This is a genomic window from Pseudomonas sp. 22515, from assembly GCF_052044625.1.
Lineage (GTDB): Bacteria > Pseudomonadota > Gammaproteobacteria > Pseudomonadales > Pseudomonadaceae > Aquipseudomonas > Aquipseudomonas alloputida.
The window spans coordinates 84035-100535 of the sequence record NZ_JBQENN010000025.1 but is presented as its reverse complement, the minus strand read 5'-3'; the positions used below and the strand labels follow the sequence as shown (position 1 = coordinate 100535).

General features: G+C 61.1%; 17 protein-coding genes and 1 pseudogene. 10 read left to right on the top strand and 8 right to left on the bottom strand.

The window, feature by feature from the left end; all coding sequences use genetic code 11:
- Positions 1-38: 38 nt before the first annotated feature.
- A complete protein-coding gene (locus ACTJJN_RS21480) occupies positions 39-1586 on the bottom strand; it encodes an AmpG family muropeptide MFS transporter (RefSeq protein WP_440781599.1) in 1548 nt (515 codons plus the stop codon).
- Between the two features lie 43 nt (positions 1587-1629).
- Complete coding sequence (locus ACTJJN_RS21475) at positions 1630-1983, bottom strand: MGMT family protein (RefSeq protein WP_010952470.1); 354 nt, start codon at positions 1981-1983, stop codon at positions 1630-1632.
- Positions 1984-2147: 164 nt separating this feature from the next.
- On the opposite strand from ACTJJN_RS21475, the gene ACTJJN_RS21470 reads away from it, so the two are divergent.
- From ACTJJN_RS21470 to groL, 5 genes are all read left to right on the top strand, one after another.
- Positions 2148-3158: a DUF481 domain-containing protein gene (locus ACTJJN_RS21470; protein ID WP_012053643.1), complete on the top strand. Its 1011-nt coding sequence runs from the start codon at positions 2148-2150 to the stop codon at positions 3156-3158.
- 82 nt (positions 3159-3240) lie between these two features.
- The gene (locus ACTJJN_RS21465) at positions 3241-3972 is read left to right on the top strand and encodes a HugZ family pyridoxamine 5'-phosphate oxidase (RefSeq protein WP_392493833.1); all 732 of its coding nucleotides are present in this window, start codon (positions 3241-3243) and stop codon (positions 3970-3972) included.
- Positions 3973-4037: 65 nt separating this feature from the next.
- Positions 4038-4499: an FxsA family protein gene (locus ACTJJN_RS21460; protein WP_003251903.1), complete on the top strand. Its 462-nt coding sequence runs from the start codon at positions 4038-4040 to the stop codon at positions 4497-4499.
- A gap of 243 nt (positions 4500-4742) precedes the next feature.
- The gene (locus ACTJJN_RS21455; protein ID WP_003251905.1) at positions 4743-5036 is read left to right on the top strand and encodes a co-chaperone GroES; all 294 of its coding nucleotides are present in this window, start codon (positions 4743-4745) and stop codon (positions 5034-5036) included.
- A gap of 50 nt (positions 5037-5086) precedes the next feature.
- Entirely contained in the window at positions 5087-6727 is a 1641-nt protein-coding gene (gene groL, locus ACTJJN_RS21450) for a chaperonin GroEL (RefSeq protein WP_003251907.1), read from the top strand.
- Between the two features lie 126 nt (positions 6728-6853).
- On the opposite strand, the gene pyk is transcribed toward groL, so the two are convergent.
- Positions 6854-8308: a pyruvate kinase gene (gene pyk / locus ACTJJN_RS21445; protein WP_003251912.1), complete on the bottom strand. Its 1455-nt coding sequence runs from the start codon at positions 8306-8308 to the stop codon at positions 6854-6856.
- A gap of 180 nt (positions 8309-8488) precedes the next feature.
- On the opposite strand from pyk, the gene ACTJJN_RS21440 reads away from it, so the two are divergent.
- From ACTJJN_RS21440 to sbcB, 3 genes are all read left to right on the top strand, one after another.
- Positions 8489-8875: a hypothetical protein gene (locus ACTJJN_RS21440; RefSeq protein ID WP_003251914.1), complete on the top strand. Its 387-nt coding sequence runs from the start codon at positions 8489-8491 to the stop codon at positions 8873-8875.
- Positions 8876-8998: 123 nt separating this feature from the next.
- Positions 8999-9358 (top strand): PilZ domain-containing protein, encoded by a 360-nt coding sequence (locus ACTJJN_RS21435; RefSeq protein WP_012053641.1) that lies wholly within the window; start codon positions 8999-9001, stop codon positions 9356-9358.
- Between the two features lie 57 nt (positions 9359-9415).
- A complete protein-coding gene (sbcB, locus tag ACTJJN_RS21430; RefSeq protein WP_440781598.1) occupies positions 9416-10849 on the top strand; it encodes an exodeoxyribonuclease I in 1434 nt (477 codons plus the stop codon).
- A 72-nt stretch (positions 10850-10921) separates the two neighbouring features.
- Here sbcB and mvaT read toward each other — a convergent pair whose 3' ends face one another.
- The gene (gene mvaT, locus ACTJJN_RS21425; protein ID WP_003251920.1) at positions 10922-11299 is read right to left on the bottom strand and encodes a histone-like nucleoid-structuring protein MvaT; all 378 of its coding nucleotides are present in this window, start codon (positions 11297-11299) and stop codon (positions 10922-10924) included.
- 284 nt (positions 11300-11583) lie between these two features.
- Between mvaT and purU the strand changes: the two genes are divergently transcribed.
- Positions 11584-12435, top strand: a complete 852-nt coding sequence (purU, locus tag ACTJJN_RS21420; RefSeq protein WP_003251921.1) for a formyltetrahydrofolate deformylase — start codon at positions 11584-11586, stop codon at positions 12433-12435.
- 92 nt (positions 12436-12527) lie between these two features.
- The gene (locus ACTJJN_RS21415) at positions 12528-12761 is read left to right on the top strand and encodes a hypothetical protein (protein WP_080754541.1); all 234 of its coding nucleotides are present in this window, start codon (positions 12528-12530) and stop codon (positions 12759-12761) included.
- Here the strand turns inward: ACTJJN_RS21415 and ACTJJN_RS21410 are convergent.
- From ACTJJN_RS21410 to ACTJJN_RS21395, 4 genes and pseudogenes are all read right to left on the bottom strand, one after another.
- The gene (locus tag ACTJJN_RS21410; protein WP_003251923.1) at positions 12667-13659 is read right to left on the bottom strand and encodes a lysylphosphatidylglycerol synthase transmembrane domain-containing protein; all 993 of its coding nucleotides are present in this window, start codon (positions 13657-13659) and stop codon (positions 12667-12669) included. The two genes, ACTJJN_RS21415 and ACTJJN_RS21410, sit on opposite strands and share 95 nt — an antisense overlap.
- Positions 13656-14420, bottom strand: a complete 765-nt coding sequence (locus ACTJJN_RS21405) for a DUF2334 domain-containing protein (protein WP_440781597.1) — start codon at positions 14418-14420, stop codon at positions 13656-13658. Before ACTJJN_RS21405 ends, ACTJJN_RS21410 begins: the two co-directional genes overlap by 4 nt.
- Entirely contained in the window at positions 14413-15534 is a 1122-nt protein-coding gene (locus tag ACTJJN_RS21400; protein WP_014754369.1) for a glycosyltransferase family 4 protein, read from the bottom strand. Before ACTJJN_RS21400 ends, ACTJJN_RS21405 begins: the two co-directional genes overlap by 8 nt.
- A gap of 165 nt (positions 15535-15699) precedes the next feature.
- Positions 15700-16296: pseudogene (locus ACTJJN_RS21395) on the bottom strand (methyl-accepting chemotaxis protein); the annotation flags it as partial.
- Between the last annotated feature and the right edge of the window lie 205 nt (positions 16297-16501).

Below are 16501 nucleotides of genomic sequence, written 5' to 3'. Positions count from 1 at the left end.
TTTACCCGCGAAGAGGCCTGTACAGGCAATACAAAGTTTCAGGGCCGCTCAGCCACCGAGTGGTCGTCCGCCACCGGCGTTCCCCGCCCGGCTTCCTGATGCCACTGCAGGGCGATCAGGATCAGCGTAGGCACCCCCAGCAGCGCCGTGATCAGGAAGAAGTCGTGGTAGCCGAACTTCTCCACAATAACGCCCGAATACCCGCCGATCAGCCGCGGCAACAGCAACATGATCGAACTGAGCAGCGCGTACTGGGTCGCCGAGAACTTCAGGTTGGTCAGGCTGGACAGGTAGGCGACAAAGGCCGAGGTAGCCATGCCGGAGCTGAAGTTGTCCAGCGAGATGGTCACCACCAGCATTTCCAGGTTCGACCCCATGTCAGCCAACATCAGGAACAGGATGTTGGTGCCGGCAGAGGCTACGCCGCCAATGAACAGGATGGGCATGATGCCGAAGCGTACGATCAGCAGGCCGCCAACCCCGGCGCCGACCAGGGTCATGATCAGGCCGAAGATCTTGCTGACGCTGGCAATCTGGTCCTTGGTGAAGCCCATGTCGATATAGAACACGTTGGCCATCACCCCCATCACCGTGTCCGACATGCGATAGGTGGCGATCAGGCCGAGCAGCAGCAGAGCCTGCCAGCGGTAGCGGGTGATGAAGTCGTTGATCGGGGTCAGCACGGGGGCCAGGCCGCGACGGCCGAGGCTCGACAGGCAGGCCCAGGTCAGCAGCACGTAGAGGATCAGGCGCAGGAAGGCGCGGTCTTCCAGCAGCAGGTCGAGCGGCGTGGCATCACCGGAGACCACGCTGGACCAGCCGGTATTGAACATCTGGGTGAAGCTGGCCGGTACCGAGACCAGCAGGATGATCAGCACGAACACCGAAGCCATCTGGTGCACCAGCCCGTAGCGCGCTGCCGACAGTTGGGTGCGCATGGGCACTGGCGGTTCGCGCATGACCAACGTGGTGAACAGGGCGGGCAGCATCATCACCCCGAACATCACGTAAGTGCCGGCCCAGGCCTTGTGCAGGTAGCTGAAGCCGGTAGAGCCGAACCACTCGGCGAAGAACAGGGCACCGGCCGTGGCGAGCAAGGCAGCCACCCGGTAGCCGGCCATGTAACTGGCTGCGAGCGCGGCCTGGCGCTGGTCGTCAGCGATTTCCAGGCGGTAGGCGTCGACAGCAATGTCCTGGGTAGCCGAGGCGAAAGCCACCAGTACGGCCATGGCAATCAGCCAGGAGAGATGCTGTTGCGGGTCGCACAGGCTCATGCCGACCAGCCCGATCACCACCAGCGCTTGCGACAACAGCAGCCACGAACGCCGGCGCCCGAGGCCGCCAAGCAGCGGCAAGCGCCATTGGTCGAGCAGCGGTGACCAGACCCACTTGAAGGCGTAGGCCAAGCCAATCAGGCTTGCATAACCGATGGTTTCACGGGCAACGCCGGCTTCGCGCAACCATACCGACAGGGTCGAAAACACCAGCATGTAGGGTAGGCCGGCGGCGAAACCGAGTAGCAAAAGTACCAATGTTGACGGGCTGGCATAGGCAGCAAGCGCAGCGCGCCAGGTTTTACGGGGCATGGGCCAACATCTGCCTCAAGTTTTCGAAAACAAAGCGCGCACTCTAACCGCTGTGCTCCATTGGGCGCCAGCCATGGCGCGTCATATCCACACGATTGTTGCTTACATTCACACCTTCTGCGCGTAACCGCGCCCGTTGTTCATCGCCCGACGGGGTGCCCAGCGCCAGGCTCAGCCGGCCACCTGCACCAAGCACCCGGTGCCAAGGCAGGCGTGTGTCTGCAGGCAACTGCCCCAGGGTGCGCCCAACCCAGCGCGCCGCACGGCCAAGCCCTGCCAGTTCGGCCAGTTGGCCATAGCTCACGACCTTGCCGGGTGGCACTTGGCCCAGTACTGAATACAGCGCCGTTCGTCGGCCCTCGGCCGAATCGAGGGCGTGCTCATATCCATCAGACATCTCGCCCGCCTTGGGCTGCAGATGAAACCGGACCGGTGGTCTGGTCAATGAGAGTTGAACTCAACGGCATACTCCCGGTCTGTCCTTGCTCTGGTCGTGGGTATCTGGATAATGCCCGGCTTTTTCGTCAAATCGAACCCATAGTCCGCAAACAAAGCCCGTTTATGAATTCTAGATCCTTGTTGTGCCTTCTTGCTGTTTCCCTGTGTGCCTCTCCGGTGTTCGCCGACACTGTGTGGATGAAGAACGGTGACCGGCTAAGTGGCAAGATCAAGGTATTCGATGGCGGCAAGCTGCTGCTGGAAACCCCTTATGGCGGGTCCATCGCCCTGGACTGGAAACAGGTCCAGACGCTGGAAAGCGACCAGGAGATGCTGGTCAAGCAGGACGCCTACAGCGGAGAGAAAGCCAAGTCGCTCAAGGCGGCAGAGCCAGGCAAGGTGACCTTGGCCAATGGCGAGGCTCCGAAGACGGTGGAGCTGGCCAGTATCGAGCAGATCATGAAGCCCAAGCCGCTGGTCGAGGATTTCGTGTGGAAAGGCAATGTCGACGTGGCCCTGGATTACAAGCGCGCCGAGAACGACACCGACGATTACGACGTAGGCTTCAAGACCACCGCCCGTCATGGCCGTTGGCGGCACAACGCCGAGGGTGAGTACAACCGCGAGACCAAGGACGACGTCACCACAACCGACAACTGGAGCGCCGAGTACGCGCTGGACCGCTTCATTACCGAGAAGTGGTTCTGGCAGGGGCGTGCGGAATACAAACGCGATCGCATCGAAGACCTGGCCCGCCAGCGCACCGTGGGTACCGGCCCGGGTTACCAGTTCTGGGACGATGAGCTGGGCGCGTTCTCGCTGGGCTCACTGATCAACCGTACTGACTTCGAGTATCAGGACGGCGGCAAGGATAATTTCTATTCTGCGGCCGTGAAGTGGGATTACACCCGATACCTGATCGGCAAGAACGTGCAGCTGTTCACCAACGGCGAGTTCGCCAAGCCGCTGGGTGGCGTGGCCGACTACTCGCTGGATGCCGAGGTTGGCCTGCGCTACAAGGTCACCGAGTGGGCCTCGCTGAACCTCAAGGCGGAGAAGGATATCATCACCGGCACGCGTGAAAGTGACCTGGACAAGACACGCTATACCGCGGGCTTCGGCGTTACCTGGTAAGGCGTCTGGATGCAGGTCAGTGGCACAGGCAGCTGATAATGCTTATCTTGTCCCCAACCCGTCCGCCAGGAGCCGCCCTCAAGTGAGTACCAACGCCATCCGCCCCGCCCGGGAACTGCTGCTCAAGGAATACCGCGGCGTGCTTTCGACACATTCCAGGTCGATGCCTGGCTACCCCTTCGGTTCGGTCGTCCCGTACTGCCTGGACGCCCAGGGCAACCCGCTGATCCTGATCAGCCGCATTGCCCAGCACACCCATAATCTGCAGAAGGACCCCAAGTGTTCGCTGTTGGTGGGTGAGCGCGAGGCTGAGGATGTGCAGGCGGTAGGGCGCCTGACGGTGATGGCCGAAGCGCACAAGCTGGTCGACGAAGCCGTCATCGAGGCCGCCGCCGAACGCTATTACCGCTATTTCCCGGACGCGGCCAACTACCACAAGGCCCACGACTTCGATTTCTGGGTGCTGCAACCGGTGCGCCACCGCTACATCGGCGGCTTCGGTGCGATCCACTGGCTTGACCATGTGACCTTGGCCAACCCGTTCGCGGGCAAGGCCGAGGGGAGCATGATCGAACACATGAACAGCGATCACGCCAGTGCCATTGCCCACTACGTCGAATTGACCGGGTTGCCACGGCACGTACCGGCGCAGATGGTTGGGGTAGACAGTGAAGGCATGCACCTGCGCATCGGCCAGGCCGTGCACTGGTTGCCTTTCCCCACTACTTGCAACACGCCGACACAAGTCCGCGAGGCCCTGGTTTTGCTGGCTCGCGCCGACAATTGGCCGCTTGTGATGCAAGCCGAGGGTTGAAATCCGGAGCGCAGGCATCCATTTGAGGTCTTATTGGAAGGTTATCTTCCGTCGAGGAACCCTTGATGCGTGCTTTTCTACTGCTGTTTCTGATTTTTCCTGTGCTGGAGCTGTTCGTCTTCGTGAAGGTCAGCGCGGCAATCGGTTTCTTTCCGGCGTTGCTGCTGATCATCGCCGGCTCCGCCTTGGGCGTACTGGTCATGCGGGTGGCCGGCCTGGCGACTGCATTGCGCGCCCGTGAAAGCCTGCAGCGCGGTGAATTGCCCGCCGAGGACATGTTCCAGGGCATGATGCTGGCCGTGGGTGGTGGCCTGTTGTTGCTGCCCGGCTTCATCAGCGACGTGCTGGGTGTGCTGTGCCTGCTGCCATTCACCCGCCGCCTGGCAGCGCGCAAGATGCGCGAGCGTGCCGAGGCCCAGGCCATGCGCCAGCGTGCATTCCAGGACGACCCCTTCCAGGCGCAGCCGCGTGATGGCGGCCACCGCCCGAACGTGATCGAAGGCGAGTACGAGCGCCGCGACAAGTAAGAAGGACCGGGGCCGCGCAAGCGGCCCCGGTTTTTTTTGGCCTGATGAAAAATTTTCTATCTCGAGCCTTGTAATTGGATGTGGCGGCCTCATGTATGTGGTCACCGCAAGGTTTCTGGTGGCAACACCAGACATTACACAGGTGGTTCGCTCACAGCGGGCCACCCCCGGCAACGCCGGACAGCATCAAAACCGCCGGTGTCGAACCGGCCGATGAAAACCACAATTTGGGAGAGATCGACAATGAAACTTCGTCCTCTGCATGACCGCGTAGTCATCCGTCGCAGCGAAGAAGAATCGAAAACCGCTGGCGGTATCGTCCTGCCGGGTTCGGCCGCTGAAAAACCAAACCGCGGCGAAGTTGTAGCCGTCGGCACCGGTCGCGTCCTGGACAACGGCGAAGTTCGCGCGCTGGCCGTGAAAGTGGGTGACAAAGTGGTTTTCGGCCCGTACTCGGGCAGCAACACCGTGAAAGTCGATGGCGAAGACCTGCTGGTCATGGCCGAGAACGAAATCCTCGCCGTTGTTGAAGGCTGATTTCCCCCCGACTTCCCGTTACTCCAAAGTTTTTCAAGGATTAAACGATCATGGCTGCTAAAGACGTAAAATTTGGTGATTCCGCCCGTAAGAAAATGCTGGTTGGTGTCAACGTTCTGGCTGACGCGGTAAAAGCGACCCTGGGCCCGAAAGGCCGTAACGTGGTACTGGCCAAGAGCTTCGGCGCGCCGACCATCACCAAGGACGGCGTTTCCGTCGCCAAAGAAATCGAGCTGAAAGACGCTTTCGAAAACATGGGCGCCCAGCTGGTCAAGGAAGTCGCTTCCAAGGCCAACGACGCTGCCGGTGACGGTACCACCACCGCTACCGTTCTGGCTCAGGCCATCGTCAACGAAGGCCTGAAAGCCGTCGCTGCCGGCATGAACCCGATGGACCTGAAGCGCGGTATCGACAAGGCCACTGCTGCCGTTGTTGCCGAGCTGAAGAACCTGTCCAAGCCATGCGCCGACTCCAAGGCCATCGCCCAGGTAGGTACTATCTCTGCCAACTCCGACAACTCCATCGGTGAAATCATCGCCGAAGCCATGGAAAAAGTCGGTAAAGAAGGCGTGATCACCGTTGAAGAAGGCTCGGGCCTGGAAAACGAACTGTCCGTCGTAGAAGGCATGCAGTTCGACCGCGGCTACCTGTCGCCGTACTTCGTCAACAAGCCGGACACCATGGTTGCCGAGCTGGAAGGCCCGCTGCTGCTGCTGGTCGACAAGAAAATCTCCAACATCCGTGAGCTGCTGCCAGTTCTGGAAGCCGTTGCCAAGGCCGGCCGCCCACTGCTGATCGTTGCCGAAGACGTTGAAGGTGAAGCGCTGGCTACCCTGGTAGTCAACAACATGCGCGGCATCGTCAAGGTTGCTGCAGTCAAGGCTCCAGGCTTCGGCGATCGCCGCAAGGCCATGCTGCAGGACATCGCCGTCCTGACTGGCGGCCAGGTCATCTCCGAAGAAATCGGCCTGTCCCTGGAAACCGCTACCCTGGAGCACCTGGGTAACGCCAAGCGCGTCATCCTGTCCAAGGAAAACACCACCATCATCGACGGTGCTGGCGCTGACACCGAGATCGAAGCACGCGTCAAGCAGATCCGTGCCCAGATCGAAGAAACTTCCTCGGACTACGACCGTGAGAAGCTGCAAGAGCGTCTGGCCAAGCTGGCTGGCGGTGTTGCCGTGATCAAGGTAGGTGCCGGCACTGAAGTTGAAATGAAAGAGAAGAAAGCCCGCGTTGAAGACGCCCTGCACGCTACCCGTGCAGCCGTTGAAGAAGGCGTGGTGCCTGGCGGTGGTGTTGCCCTGGTTCGCGCCCTGGCTGCCATCGTCGACCTGAAAGGCGACAACGAAGACCAGAACGTCGGTATCGCGCTGCTGCGTCGCGCTGTTGAATCCCCGCTGCGCCAGATCACTGCCAACGCCGGTGATGAGCCAAGCGTGGTTGCTGACAAGGTCAAGCAAGGTTCGGGCAACTTCGGCTACAACGCCGCTACCGGTGAATACGGCGACATGATCGAGATGGGCATCCTGGACCCAGCCAAGGTTACTCGCTCGGCGCTGCAAGCTGCTGCTTCGATCGGCGGTCTGATGATCACCACCGAAGCCATGGTTGCCGACCTGCCGGAAGACAAGCCAGCTGCTGGCATGCCTGATATGGGCGGCATGGGTGGCATGGGCGGCATGATGTAAGCCAGCCTTACCCCCTGCACCATCAAAAAGCCCCGGTTCGCGAGAACCGGGGCTTTTTGTTATTCCAGTCGGGGCCTCTTCGCAGCACAAGGCTGCGCTTGAGCCTTGTGCTGTGAAAAGCGTGGATCAACCGACCAGCGGATCCCCCACGTGCAGGATCTTCATGCCGTTGGTGCCACCGATAGTGTGGTAGCTGTCACCTTTGGTCAGGATCACCCAGTCACCTTGCTCCACCAGGCCACGTTTGAGCAGTTCGTCGACCGCTGCCTGGCTCACCTTGTCGGCCGGCAGCGCGGCCGGGTCGAAGGCAATCGGATACACGCCACGGAACATCGAGGCGCGTGCCTGGGTGGCGCGGTGCGGCGACAGGGCGAAGATCGGTACATGCGAACGCAGGCGCGACATGATCAGCGGGGTGTAGCCGCTTTCGGTCAGGGCGATGATCGCCTTTACGCCCGGGAAGTGGTTGGCTGTGTACATGGCCGCCAAGGCGATGCTTTCGTCGCAGCGCTGGAAGGTGGTGTGCAGGCGATGGCTGGACTTCTGGCTGGTCGGGTGCTTTTCGGCACCCAGGCAGATGCGTGCCATGGCCTGGACCGCTTCGATCGGGTAGGAACCGGCGGCGCTCTCGGCCGACAGCATCACCGCATCGGTGTTGTCCAGCACGGCGTTGGCCACGTCGGACACTTCCGCGCGGGTCGGCATCGGGTTCTGGATCATCGACTCCATCATCTGAGTCGCCACGATCACGGCCTTGTTGTTGCGGCGGGCGTGCTGGATGATCTTCTTCTGGATAGCGATCAGCTCGGCGTCGCCGATTTCCACGCCCAGGTCACCACGGGCAACCATCACAGCGTCGGAGGCGGCGATCAGCTTGTCGAGGGTCTCGTCATCGGCAACTGCTTCGGCGCGTTCGATCTTGGCCACCAGCCAGGCGCTGCCGCCAGCTTCGTCACGCAGCTTGCGCGCGTATTCCATGTCGCTGGCGTCACGCGGGAAGGACACGGCCAGGTAGTCCAGGTCCATTTCCGCAGCCAGTTTGATGTCGGCCTTGTCTTTTTCGGTCAGGGCCGGTGCGGTCAGGCCACCACCTTTACGGTTGATGCCTTTGTGGTCCGACAGCGGGCCACCGATGATCACCACACAGTGCAGGGCGTCTGCAGTGGCGGTTTCGACGCGCATGACCACACGGCCATCGTCGAGCAGCAGTTCGTCACCAACGCCGCAGTCCTTGACCAGGTCGGGGTAGTCGATACCGACGATGTCCTGGTTGCCTTCGGTCAGCGGGTGGGCGGTGGAGAAGGTGAACTTGTCACCGATCTTCAGTTCGATGCGCTTGTTGGCGAACTTGGCGATGCGGATTTTCGGACCCTGCAGGTCGCCCAGCAGTGCAACATGGCGGCCGTTCTTGGCGGCGATGTCACGGATCAGGCGCGCGCGGGCCTTGTGCTCGTCCGGCGTGCCGTGGGAGAAGTTCAGACGTGCCACGTCCAGGCCGGCGAGGATCAGTTGTTCGATCACTTCCGGCGAGTTGCTGGCGGGGCCAAGGGTGGCGACGATTTTGGTGCGGCGGATGCTCATGCACAGACTCCTATAGTGAAGCGCAGCGAAAGGCTACTCCTGAATCTCGCTGTAGTCATTGTTCCGTTGCACTACCTGCGACCAAGGCAGGGTGGCATTTGAACGGGGCAGGGTATCCTTGCAAAAGGGTGTGAAGATTTGCAGGCAAACGCCGATACACTGGCATCAAAGGAGATCCCCATGCGAGCCCTGATCGTTTTAGCCTTGGCCGCCAGCGCCGTCGGCTGTACCCGCTGGTCCATGGACCACCATCTGAACAATGCCTACCGCGCCTACGACCGCGGCGATTGCGCACGGGTCATGCTCGAACTGTCGCAGGTTGATCGCACCAGCCGTGCCCGGCCGTTCATCCACCCCGAAGTATCACTGCTGCGCGGCCAGTGCCTGGAGCGCCAGGCGTTGTACGTGGACGCGGCGCAAACCTATCAGTACCTGATCCAGCAGTACCCGGGCAACGAATATGCCTATCGCGCCCGAGCGCGCCTGCAGACGCTGGAAAAACTCGGCCATTTGCGCGGCGCAGAAACGGCCGTGGCCAATCCGGTGACGACCGTACCTTGGCGCTAACACAAAGGTGTGGTTTATTTCACGGGATTTGCTGCGCGTGCTGCGCTAATCTGTAACTCAGCTGTTACAACAACCGCCAGTACCTAGTATTCCTGGCATCAGGTACGGAATACACTCGCGATCATGTTTAACAAGCGCCACATCGAACGTCATCAGCTACCTTGTGTCCTCAAGGTGTTCAACCGCTTTACCGGTCAGGAGATCGGTCAGCTAGGCAATGCCTCTGAAAATGGGTTGATGGTCATCAGCCAGCTGCCCGTGTTGGTCGGGCCTGATTACGAGCTGCAACTGCGTATGCCCCTGCCTGGCGGCGGGCACCAGTTCGTCAACCTCACGGCCAGTTGCCTGTGGTGCCGCGAGGACCAGACGCCTGGGCACTACGATTCGGGCTTCATGCTGCTGCAGTCTCCGCGCGAGTACGATGATTTCGTACGTTCGTTGCGCGACTATTTCAGTTTCCGCCCCGCGAACGCTCCCGTCTGAACGTTCATTTTTCAGAATCGCGCTAGAATCGGGTCGACCTCGATACAGGACGACCCCGTGACCTCCAGCATTTTCTGGCACGACTATGAAACCACCGGCATCAACCCGCGCTGCGATCGGCCGCTGCAGGTGGCCGGCCTGCGCACTGACTTCGACCTCAACGAAATCGACGAGCCAATCAGCCTTTATTGCCGACCGTCGGACGACATCCTGCCGCACCCGGCGGCCTGCCTGGTGACAGGCATCACGCCACAACTGTTGGCGGAGCAGGGCCTGTGCGAAGCCGAGTTCATGACTCGCGTGCACGCCCAGCTGGCGCAACCGGGCACCTGTGGTGCCGGCTACAACACCCTGCGCTTCGACGATGAAGTGACTCGCTACAGCCTTTACCGCAACTTTTTCGACCCCTATGCCCGTGAATGGCAGGGAGGCAATAGCCGCTGGGACCTGATCGACATTGTGCGCACCGCCTATGCCCTGCGCCCGGAAAGCATTGAATGGCCGCAGCAGGACGGGCGCACCAGCCTGCGTCTGGAGCTGCTGAGCAAGGCCAATGGCATTGACCACGGTCATGCCCACGAAGCGCTTTCCGACGTGCGGGCAACCATTGCCTTGGCTCGCCTGATTCGGCAGAAACAACCCAAGTTGTATGACTGGCTGTTTCAACTGCGCAGCAAGCATAAAGTGATGGAGCAGATCCGTCTGTTGCAGCCACTGGTGCATATATCCGGGCGTTTTTCGGCGGCGCGCAATTACCTGGGGGTCGTATTGCCACTGGCCTGGCACCCGCGTAATCGCAATGCACTGATTGTCTGCGACCTGCATCAGGAAACCCTACCGTTACTGCGGGAAAGTGCTGAAGTTTTGCGTCAGCGCTTGTACACCCGGCATGATGAATTGGCTGAAGGTGAATTACCGGTACCGCTCAAATTGGTGCAGATCAATCGTTGCCCGGTAGTGGCGCCGCTGTCGGTATTGCGCCCGGTCGATCAACAACGATTGGGCCTGGACTTGACGTTGTTACAATCGCGCGGCGAACAATTGGCCAATCAACAGGCGCAATGGCAAGAAAAGCTGGAGCACATCTATGGCAAGGACGAGTTCGCTCCGAGCGAGGACCCGGAACAGCAGTTGTATGAGGGTTTTATAGGTGACCGCGACCGGCGCTTATGCGAGCAAGTTCGTGCGCTGGAACCGGCGCAGTTGAGCCATGGCCAATGGATGTTCGATGATCCGCGTTTGCCGGAGCTGTTGTTCCGCTACCGGGCACGTAACTTCCCTGAAACCTTGACCCCCGAAGAGCGGCAACGTTGGTATGACTTCTGCCAGCAACGCCTGAGCGACCCGCAGTGGGGCGCGCCGAATACCTTGGGCGACTTCGAACAGGCACGCCAGCAAGCCTGGGAGGGCGCCGACGAGGCGGGCAGGCGAGTGTTGGAGGCCTGGCAACTGCATGCTCGACAATTGCAGGAGCACTATTCAATCGGCTGATGGCCGGTAAACAAAAACGCCGGCAGTGTGCCGGCGTTTTTGTTGTGCGAAGCAAGAGGCGTATGCGGATAATCAGTCCAGCAGGGTTGCCCAGCTTTCAACCACATCGCCGCCCCAAGTGGCTTTCCACTCTTTCAGGGTCTTGTGGTTGCCGCCTTTGGTTTCGATCACTTCACCGTTGTGCGGGTTCTTGTATTGCTTGACCTTGCGTGCGCGCTTGGTGGCGGTAGTCTTGACCGAACCACGAGGTGCCTTGCTCAGTTTCGATTCTGGATCGAGCAGGGCAATCACGTCGCGCAGCGACTTGGAGTACTCGCCCATCAGTGTGCGCAGTTTGCCTTCGAACTCCAGTTCTTTCTTCAGCTTGTCATCCTGCGACAGATTGGCCAGGCGGGCCTGAAGTTCCTTGATGGCTTCTTCGGTAGCGCGGTACTCGTTGATCAGGGACATGGAGTGTTCCTTAATGCGTGTTCAGAAATGTGTGGGGCAATAATAGACAGCCCCTACTCGCAAGTAAACATAAGATTGGGCAATTAACTGTTAATTAAGCTGTGACAGCATTTCTCTACGTGAACAAATTTTTACATATGCCCCGTGCGTTTCCTCTTGTCTGTCAGGCAGCGCCCGTGTGGCGTTTTCGGGCCTGCATATGCAATCGCGGCAGCGATCAATACTGCGTTTTTTCTGGCGGGCCGCTAGAATAGGCGCCTTTGCGAAGTTCTGGAGTCTCATTCATGCGCACCTATCGTCTGGTGATCGCCTGCCCCGACCGTGTAGGCATCGTGGCGAAAGTCAGTAATTTCCTGGCCTTGTACAATGGCTGGATCAACGAAGCCAGCCACCACTCCGATGAGCAGAGCGGTTGGTTCTTCATGCGTCATGAAATCCGCGCTGAATCGCTGCCGTTCGGTATCGAAGCCTTCCGTGAGGCGTTTGCGCCGATCGCCGAAGAGTTCTCCATGACCTGGCGCATTACCGACTCGGCTCAGAAAAAACGCGTGGTATTGATGGCCAGCCGTGAGTCGCACTGCCTGGCAGACTTGCTGCACCGCTGGCACACCGATGAGCTGGACTGCGAGATCCCTTGCGTCATCTCCAACCACAACGACCTGCGCAGCATGGTCGAGTGGCACGGTATTCCGTTCTTCCATGTTCCGGTCGACCCCAAAGACAAGGCCCCGGCCTTTGCCGAAGTGTCGCGCCTGGTGCAGGAGCATGCCGCCGACGTCGTGGTCCTGGCCCGCTACATGCAAATCCTGCCACCACAACTGTGCCGGGACTATGCCGAGAAGGTGATCAACATCCATCACAGCTTCCTGCCGTCGTTCGTCGGCGCCAAGCCTTACCACCAGGCCGCCCTGCGTGGGGTGAAGCTGATCGGCGCGACGTGCCACTACGTCACTGAAGAGTTGGATGCCGGCCCGATCATCGAGCAGGATGTGGTGCGTGTCAGCCATGCCGACAGCATCGAGGACATGGTCCGCTTTGGCCGTGATGTGGAGAAGATGGTGCTGGCCCGTGGCCTGCGTTATCACCTGGAAGACCGTGTGCTGGTGCATGGTAACAAGACTGTGGTGTTCGACTGACACCGTCCGGCTTGCTGTGAGATGCTGGGCTGCTGCGCAGCCCTGTCGCGACAGGGGCGCAGAGCGCCCCGGCAATCCTGGGTGAAACGGCAATGACCAAGCAACGCAACAACCCCGTCGCCTCACCTCCACCGACCCTTGGCGAAGGCTGCCTGGCCCGCTACGACCCTGAAGCCCTGGATGATACGGATGGCACCGACTTCCCCGGCGCCGCCGAACTCTGGCAACAGCTCAACCCGCCTGACGCCGCCAGCGCTCCAGCAACGGACGTCCCAGCAGGCACACAAACACCGGCCCCCCAGCCAGCAGATAAAAGTAGTAAGTAACCGCCCGCCATATCAGGATTGCCGCAGCTGCGGTCGAGCTGCCTACCAAGGGTGTCAACAGGCTGGCCGACGTCAGCTCGGCGGCCCCGGCCCCGCCAGGCAGCAGACTGAATTGGCCGGCGCTGAGCGACAGCATCTGCACCAGGAAGCTGGGAATCCACTGCAGGTCTACCCCCAAGCCCCGCAACACCAGGTACAGCACGCTGTAGCGCAGCCCCCAGTGGATGCAGGTCAGGGTGAACACAAGGCTCAGCCTGCGCTTGGGCAGGCGCCAGGTCTGCGCCAGTGCTGCAACAAAGTGCAGCAGTTTGCGCGCCCAGCGACGTTTGCGCGGCTGGCCCATCCCCATGCGCTGCAACAGCCTGCCGTTCATGCGCATTATCGGGCGCCGGTAGCGCAACAGCCCGATCACCCCGGCCAACGCTGTGCACAGCAGTAACGCACTGCCAAGCAACATGCTTTCCTGGCTGCGGCCCAGGCTGTGGAACAGCGCGTAGCCGGCAATCGCCAGCATTGCGCAGAAGAAGAACACCAGGTCGTTCAGCTGGTCCATGGCAAAAACGGCGCCGCTGCGCGCCGGGCGGATGCGGTCTCGCGCCAGCAGGGCCATCAGGGTCAGCGGCCCACCACTGCCGCCAGGGGTGGTGCAGATGGCAAACTCGGTGGCCATGACCACGCCGAGGCTGCGAGCATGGCTCAACTGTTTTGCCTGCTCACCCAGCAACAGGCGCAGGCGCAGCGCATTGATGACCCAGCACAACAGAATCATGCCTAGCAGCATGAGCAGCAGGTGCGGGTCGAACCGGCTCAGCCTCGGCAGCAGCTCGCTACCACCCAGCAACGCTGGCACCAGCGCTGCCCCCAGCAGTGCCAGCGCCAGCCAGGCCCAACGCTTCATGCTGCCCCCTGGCGCTCCAGCCAGGCAGATTTGGTCAGCGGTTCGCGGCCATCCTTCACCAGTGTTTCCAGCGTTCGCAACCAATAGTCTCGGGATGAGCGATGACGCATGTCTACAGGGTGCAGCCCCAAGCGCAATGTGCTCGCGCCTCGCCAGCGCCTGCATTGCCAGTCGCACAGCGTGCGGGACAATGTGCGACGCCATGCGCTCCGTGCGCTCCAGACCAGGCCTGGCGCATCAATGGCTGTAAAGTCTGGCAACCGGTACAGATGCTGCGGTGTACTGGTGTATTTGAGTGGCAGGCGGCACAGGGCTTGCCGCGTGCCCTGGCTCATGAGCCAGGCCGGTGCGACAAAGCCTGCCACAGGCCAACCTTGGCTCTCGAACAGCGCCAGGCCCTCCTGTAGCCGGGTAAGCGCTTCGTTCTCATCAAGGCCGTAGAACTCGCCTTCATGGGTATAAATGCGCCGCATGAAGTAGTCGATGAGGCTGCGCGGTGCGGGGCCTTCGTCAGCATGGGCATAGCCGTGAAGCGCCAGTTCGTCACCTTTGGCAAGGCGTTCGTCCAGGAGGCGGCAGAACGAAGGTGCCTGGTGCAGCGGATTACGTCGATGGAAGTCCGGGACCACCAGCCATGTCATTGGCACGTGGCCCAGTGCGTCCACGGCCCTTACGAACGGTTCATAGTCCGGCCAGGTTTCCGGGGCAACATCGTGCAACACCAGCATGAGGCTGCGCTGGCTGGCGGAGGGCTCAAGCATGGGCGCGCACCTGCGGCTGGTGGCCGAGCACGGCCTGGTAGTGCTGGAGCAGGCCAGCTACCACGTTATCCCAAGAATAATGTTGCTCTACATGGTGGCGGGCCTGCAGGCCGAGCTCGCGGGTACCCGCCTCGAACGCCTCGCGCACGGCGCACGCCATGGCCCGACCATCGTTGGGCGTGCACAGGCGGCCACTCTGTTCGTTGATGATTTCAGGGAACGCACCGGCGCGCACGGCCACCACGGGGGTGGCGCTGGCCATCGCTTCGAGAATGACCAGGCCGAATGTTTCCTGGTCGCCAGCATGCACCAGCAAGTCGGCGCTGGCGATCAGCCGGGCCACCTCGGCAGCCGGGCAGAAGTCATCGATGACACTGACGTTGCGTGGCACGCTGGCCGGCATGTTCGAGCCCACCAGTAACAGGTGGTAGGGGTCGCCGAGTTGCTGCATGCAGTCAAGCAGCACCGGCAGGTTCTTTTCCCGCGAGCCGCGGCCGGCAAAGATCAACAGGCGGCTGGTGTCGGGAATGCCCAGTTCGGCACGCACATGTGGGTCGCGCCGGGAGGGGTGGAATGTGGCAAGGTCAACGCCCAGCGGCTGCACATGGACATCACGCACGCCCAAGCGGCGTAATTTGTCGGCCATCACCTGGCTGGGGGCCAGTACCCGATCAAAATTGCCGTATAGCTTGCTGACGTAGGCCTCGACATTGGGTGCGAACCAGTTGCCCATGCGGTTGCTGACCAGTAACGGCAGGTCGGAATGGTAGAAACCGATCACGGGCACGTCGAGCTGGCGCCGCGCTTCCAGCGCCGCCCAGGCGGTCAGGTAGGGGTCGCCAACTTCAATCAGGTCGGGTTTGAGCGTGCGCAGTGTATTGCACCAGGGGGCCAGGCGTACCGGAAAGCGGTAGCCCTTGCCAAACGGCAAGGGCGGCGCAGGTACCTGATAGATGCCATCGCCGTGTTGGGCGCTGGCACCGGGAATCAACAGGCTGTGGCGTACGCCGTGAATGGCGTCGAGACGGTGATGTTTGGCATCAAGATAGGTACGTACGCCACCGCTGGCCGGGGCGTAGAACATGGTGATGTCGGCGATATGCACGATCAGCATCCCTCCGGGATCGTCTTCGGGTCTGTCATCCGGCGTTGAATGGCCGGCGATGAAACGCCTAAAGGTGGACCTATCAGAAGGATAGTTTGTTCGATCGGTTTGAGAGGGGGAGTGCGCAATGCCTGGAGCAGCACAAGGCTGCTCCAGGTGAAGGTGTAGCCTTTATCAGATACGGAAGCTGCCCACCAGGTGCTTCAGGCGGCCAGCCTGCTGCTCGAGGTCGGAGCAGGCGCGCAGGGTCGCTTGCAGGTTCTCCACACCTTCCTGGTTGAGCATGTTGATCTCGTTGATGTCCATGTTGATCGCCTCGACCACAGCGGTCTGCTCTTCGGTGGCAGTGGCCACCGACTGGTTCATGCCGTCGATCTCGCCAATGCGCACGGTAACGCTGTCCAGTCGCTCACCCGCCTGGTTGGCGATCTGCATGCTGTCCTGGCTGTGGCGCTGGCTCTGGTCCATGGTGTCGACCGACTCGCGGGCACCGACCTGCAGTTCTTCGATCATGGTCTGCACTTGCTGCGCCGACTCCTGGGTGCGGTGCGCCAGATTGCGCACCTCATCGGCGACCACGGCAAAGCCACGCCCGGCCTCACCGGCGCGGGCCGCTTCGATGGCGGCGTTCAGCGCCAGAAGGTTGGTCTGCTGGGAAATGCTGGTGATCACTTCCAGGATCTGGCCGATATTCACGGTCTTGCTGTTCAGTGTTTCGATGTGCGCGCTGGAGGTGACGATCAGGTCGGACAGGCGGTTCATCGCGGCAATGTTGCGCTCGACCACTTGCTGGCCTTCTTCGGCCAACAGGCGCGCGGAGCTTGCGTGCTGCGAAGCCTGGGCGGCGTTGCCGGCGATTTCCTGAGCCGCAGCGCCCAATTCATTGATGGCGGCGGCGACACTGTTGGTGCGGTTGGACTGCTCGTCGGAGTTGGTCATCGACGAGTTCGAAGCGCTGATCACCCGCAGGGCTACT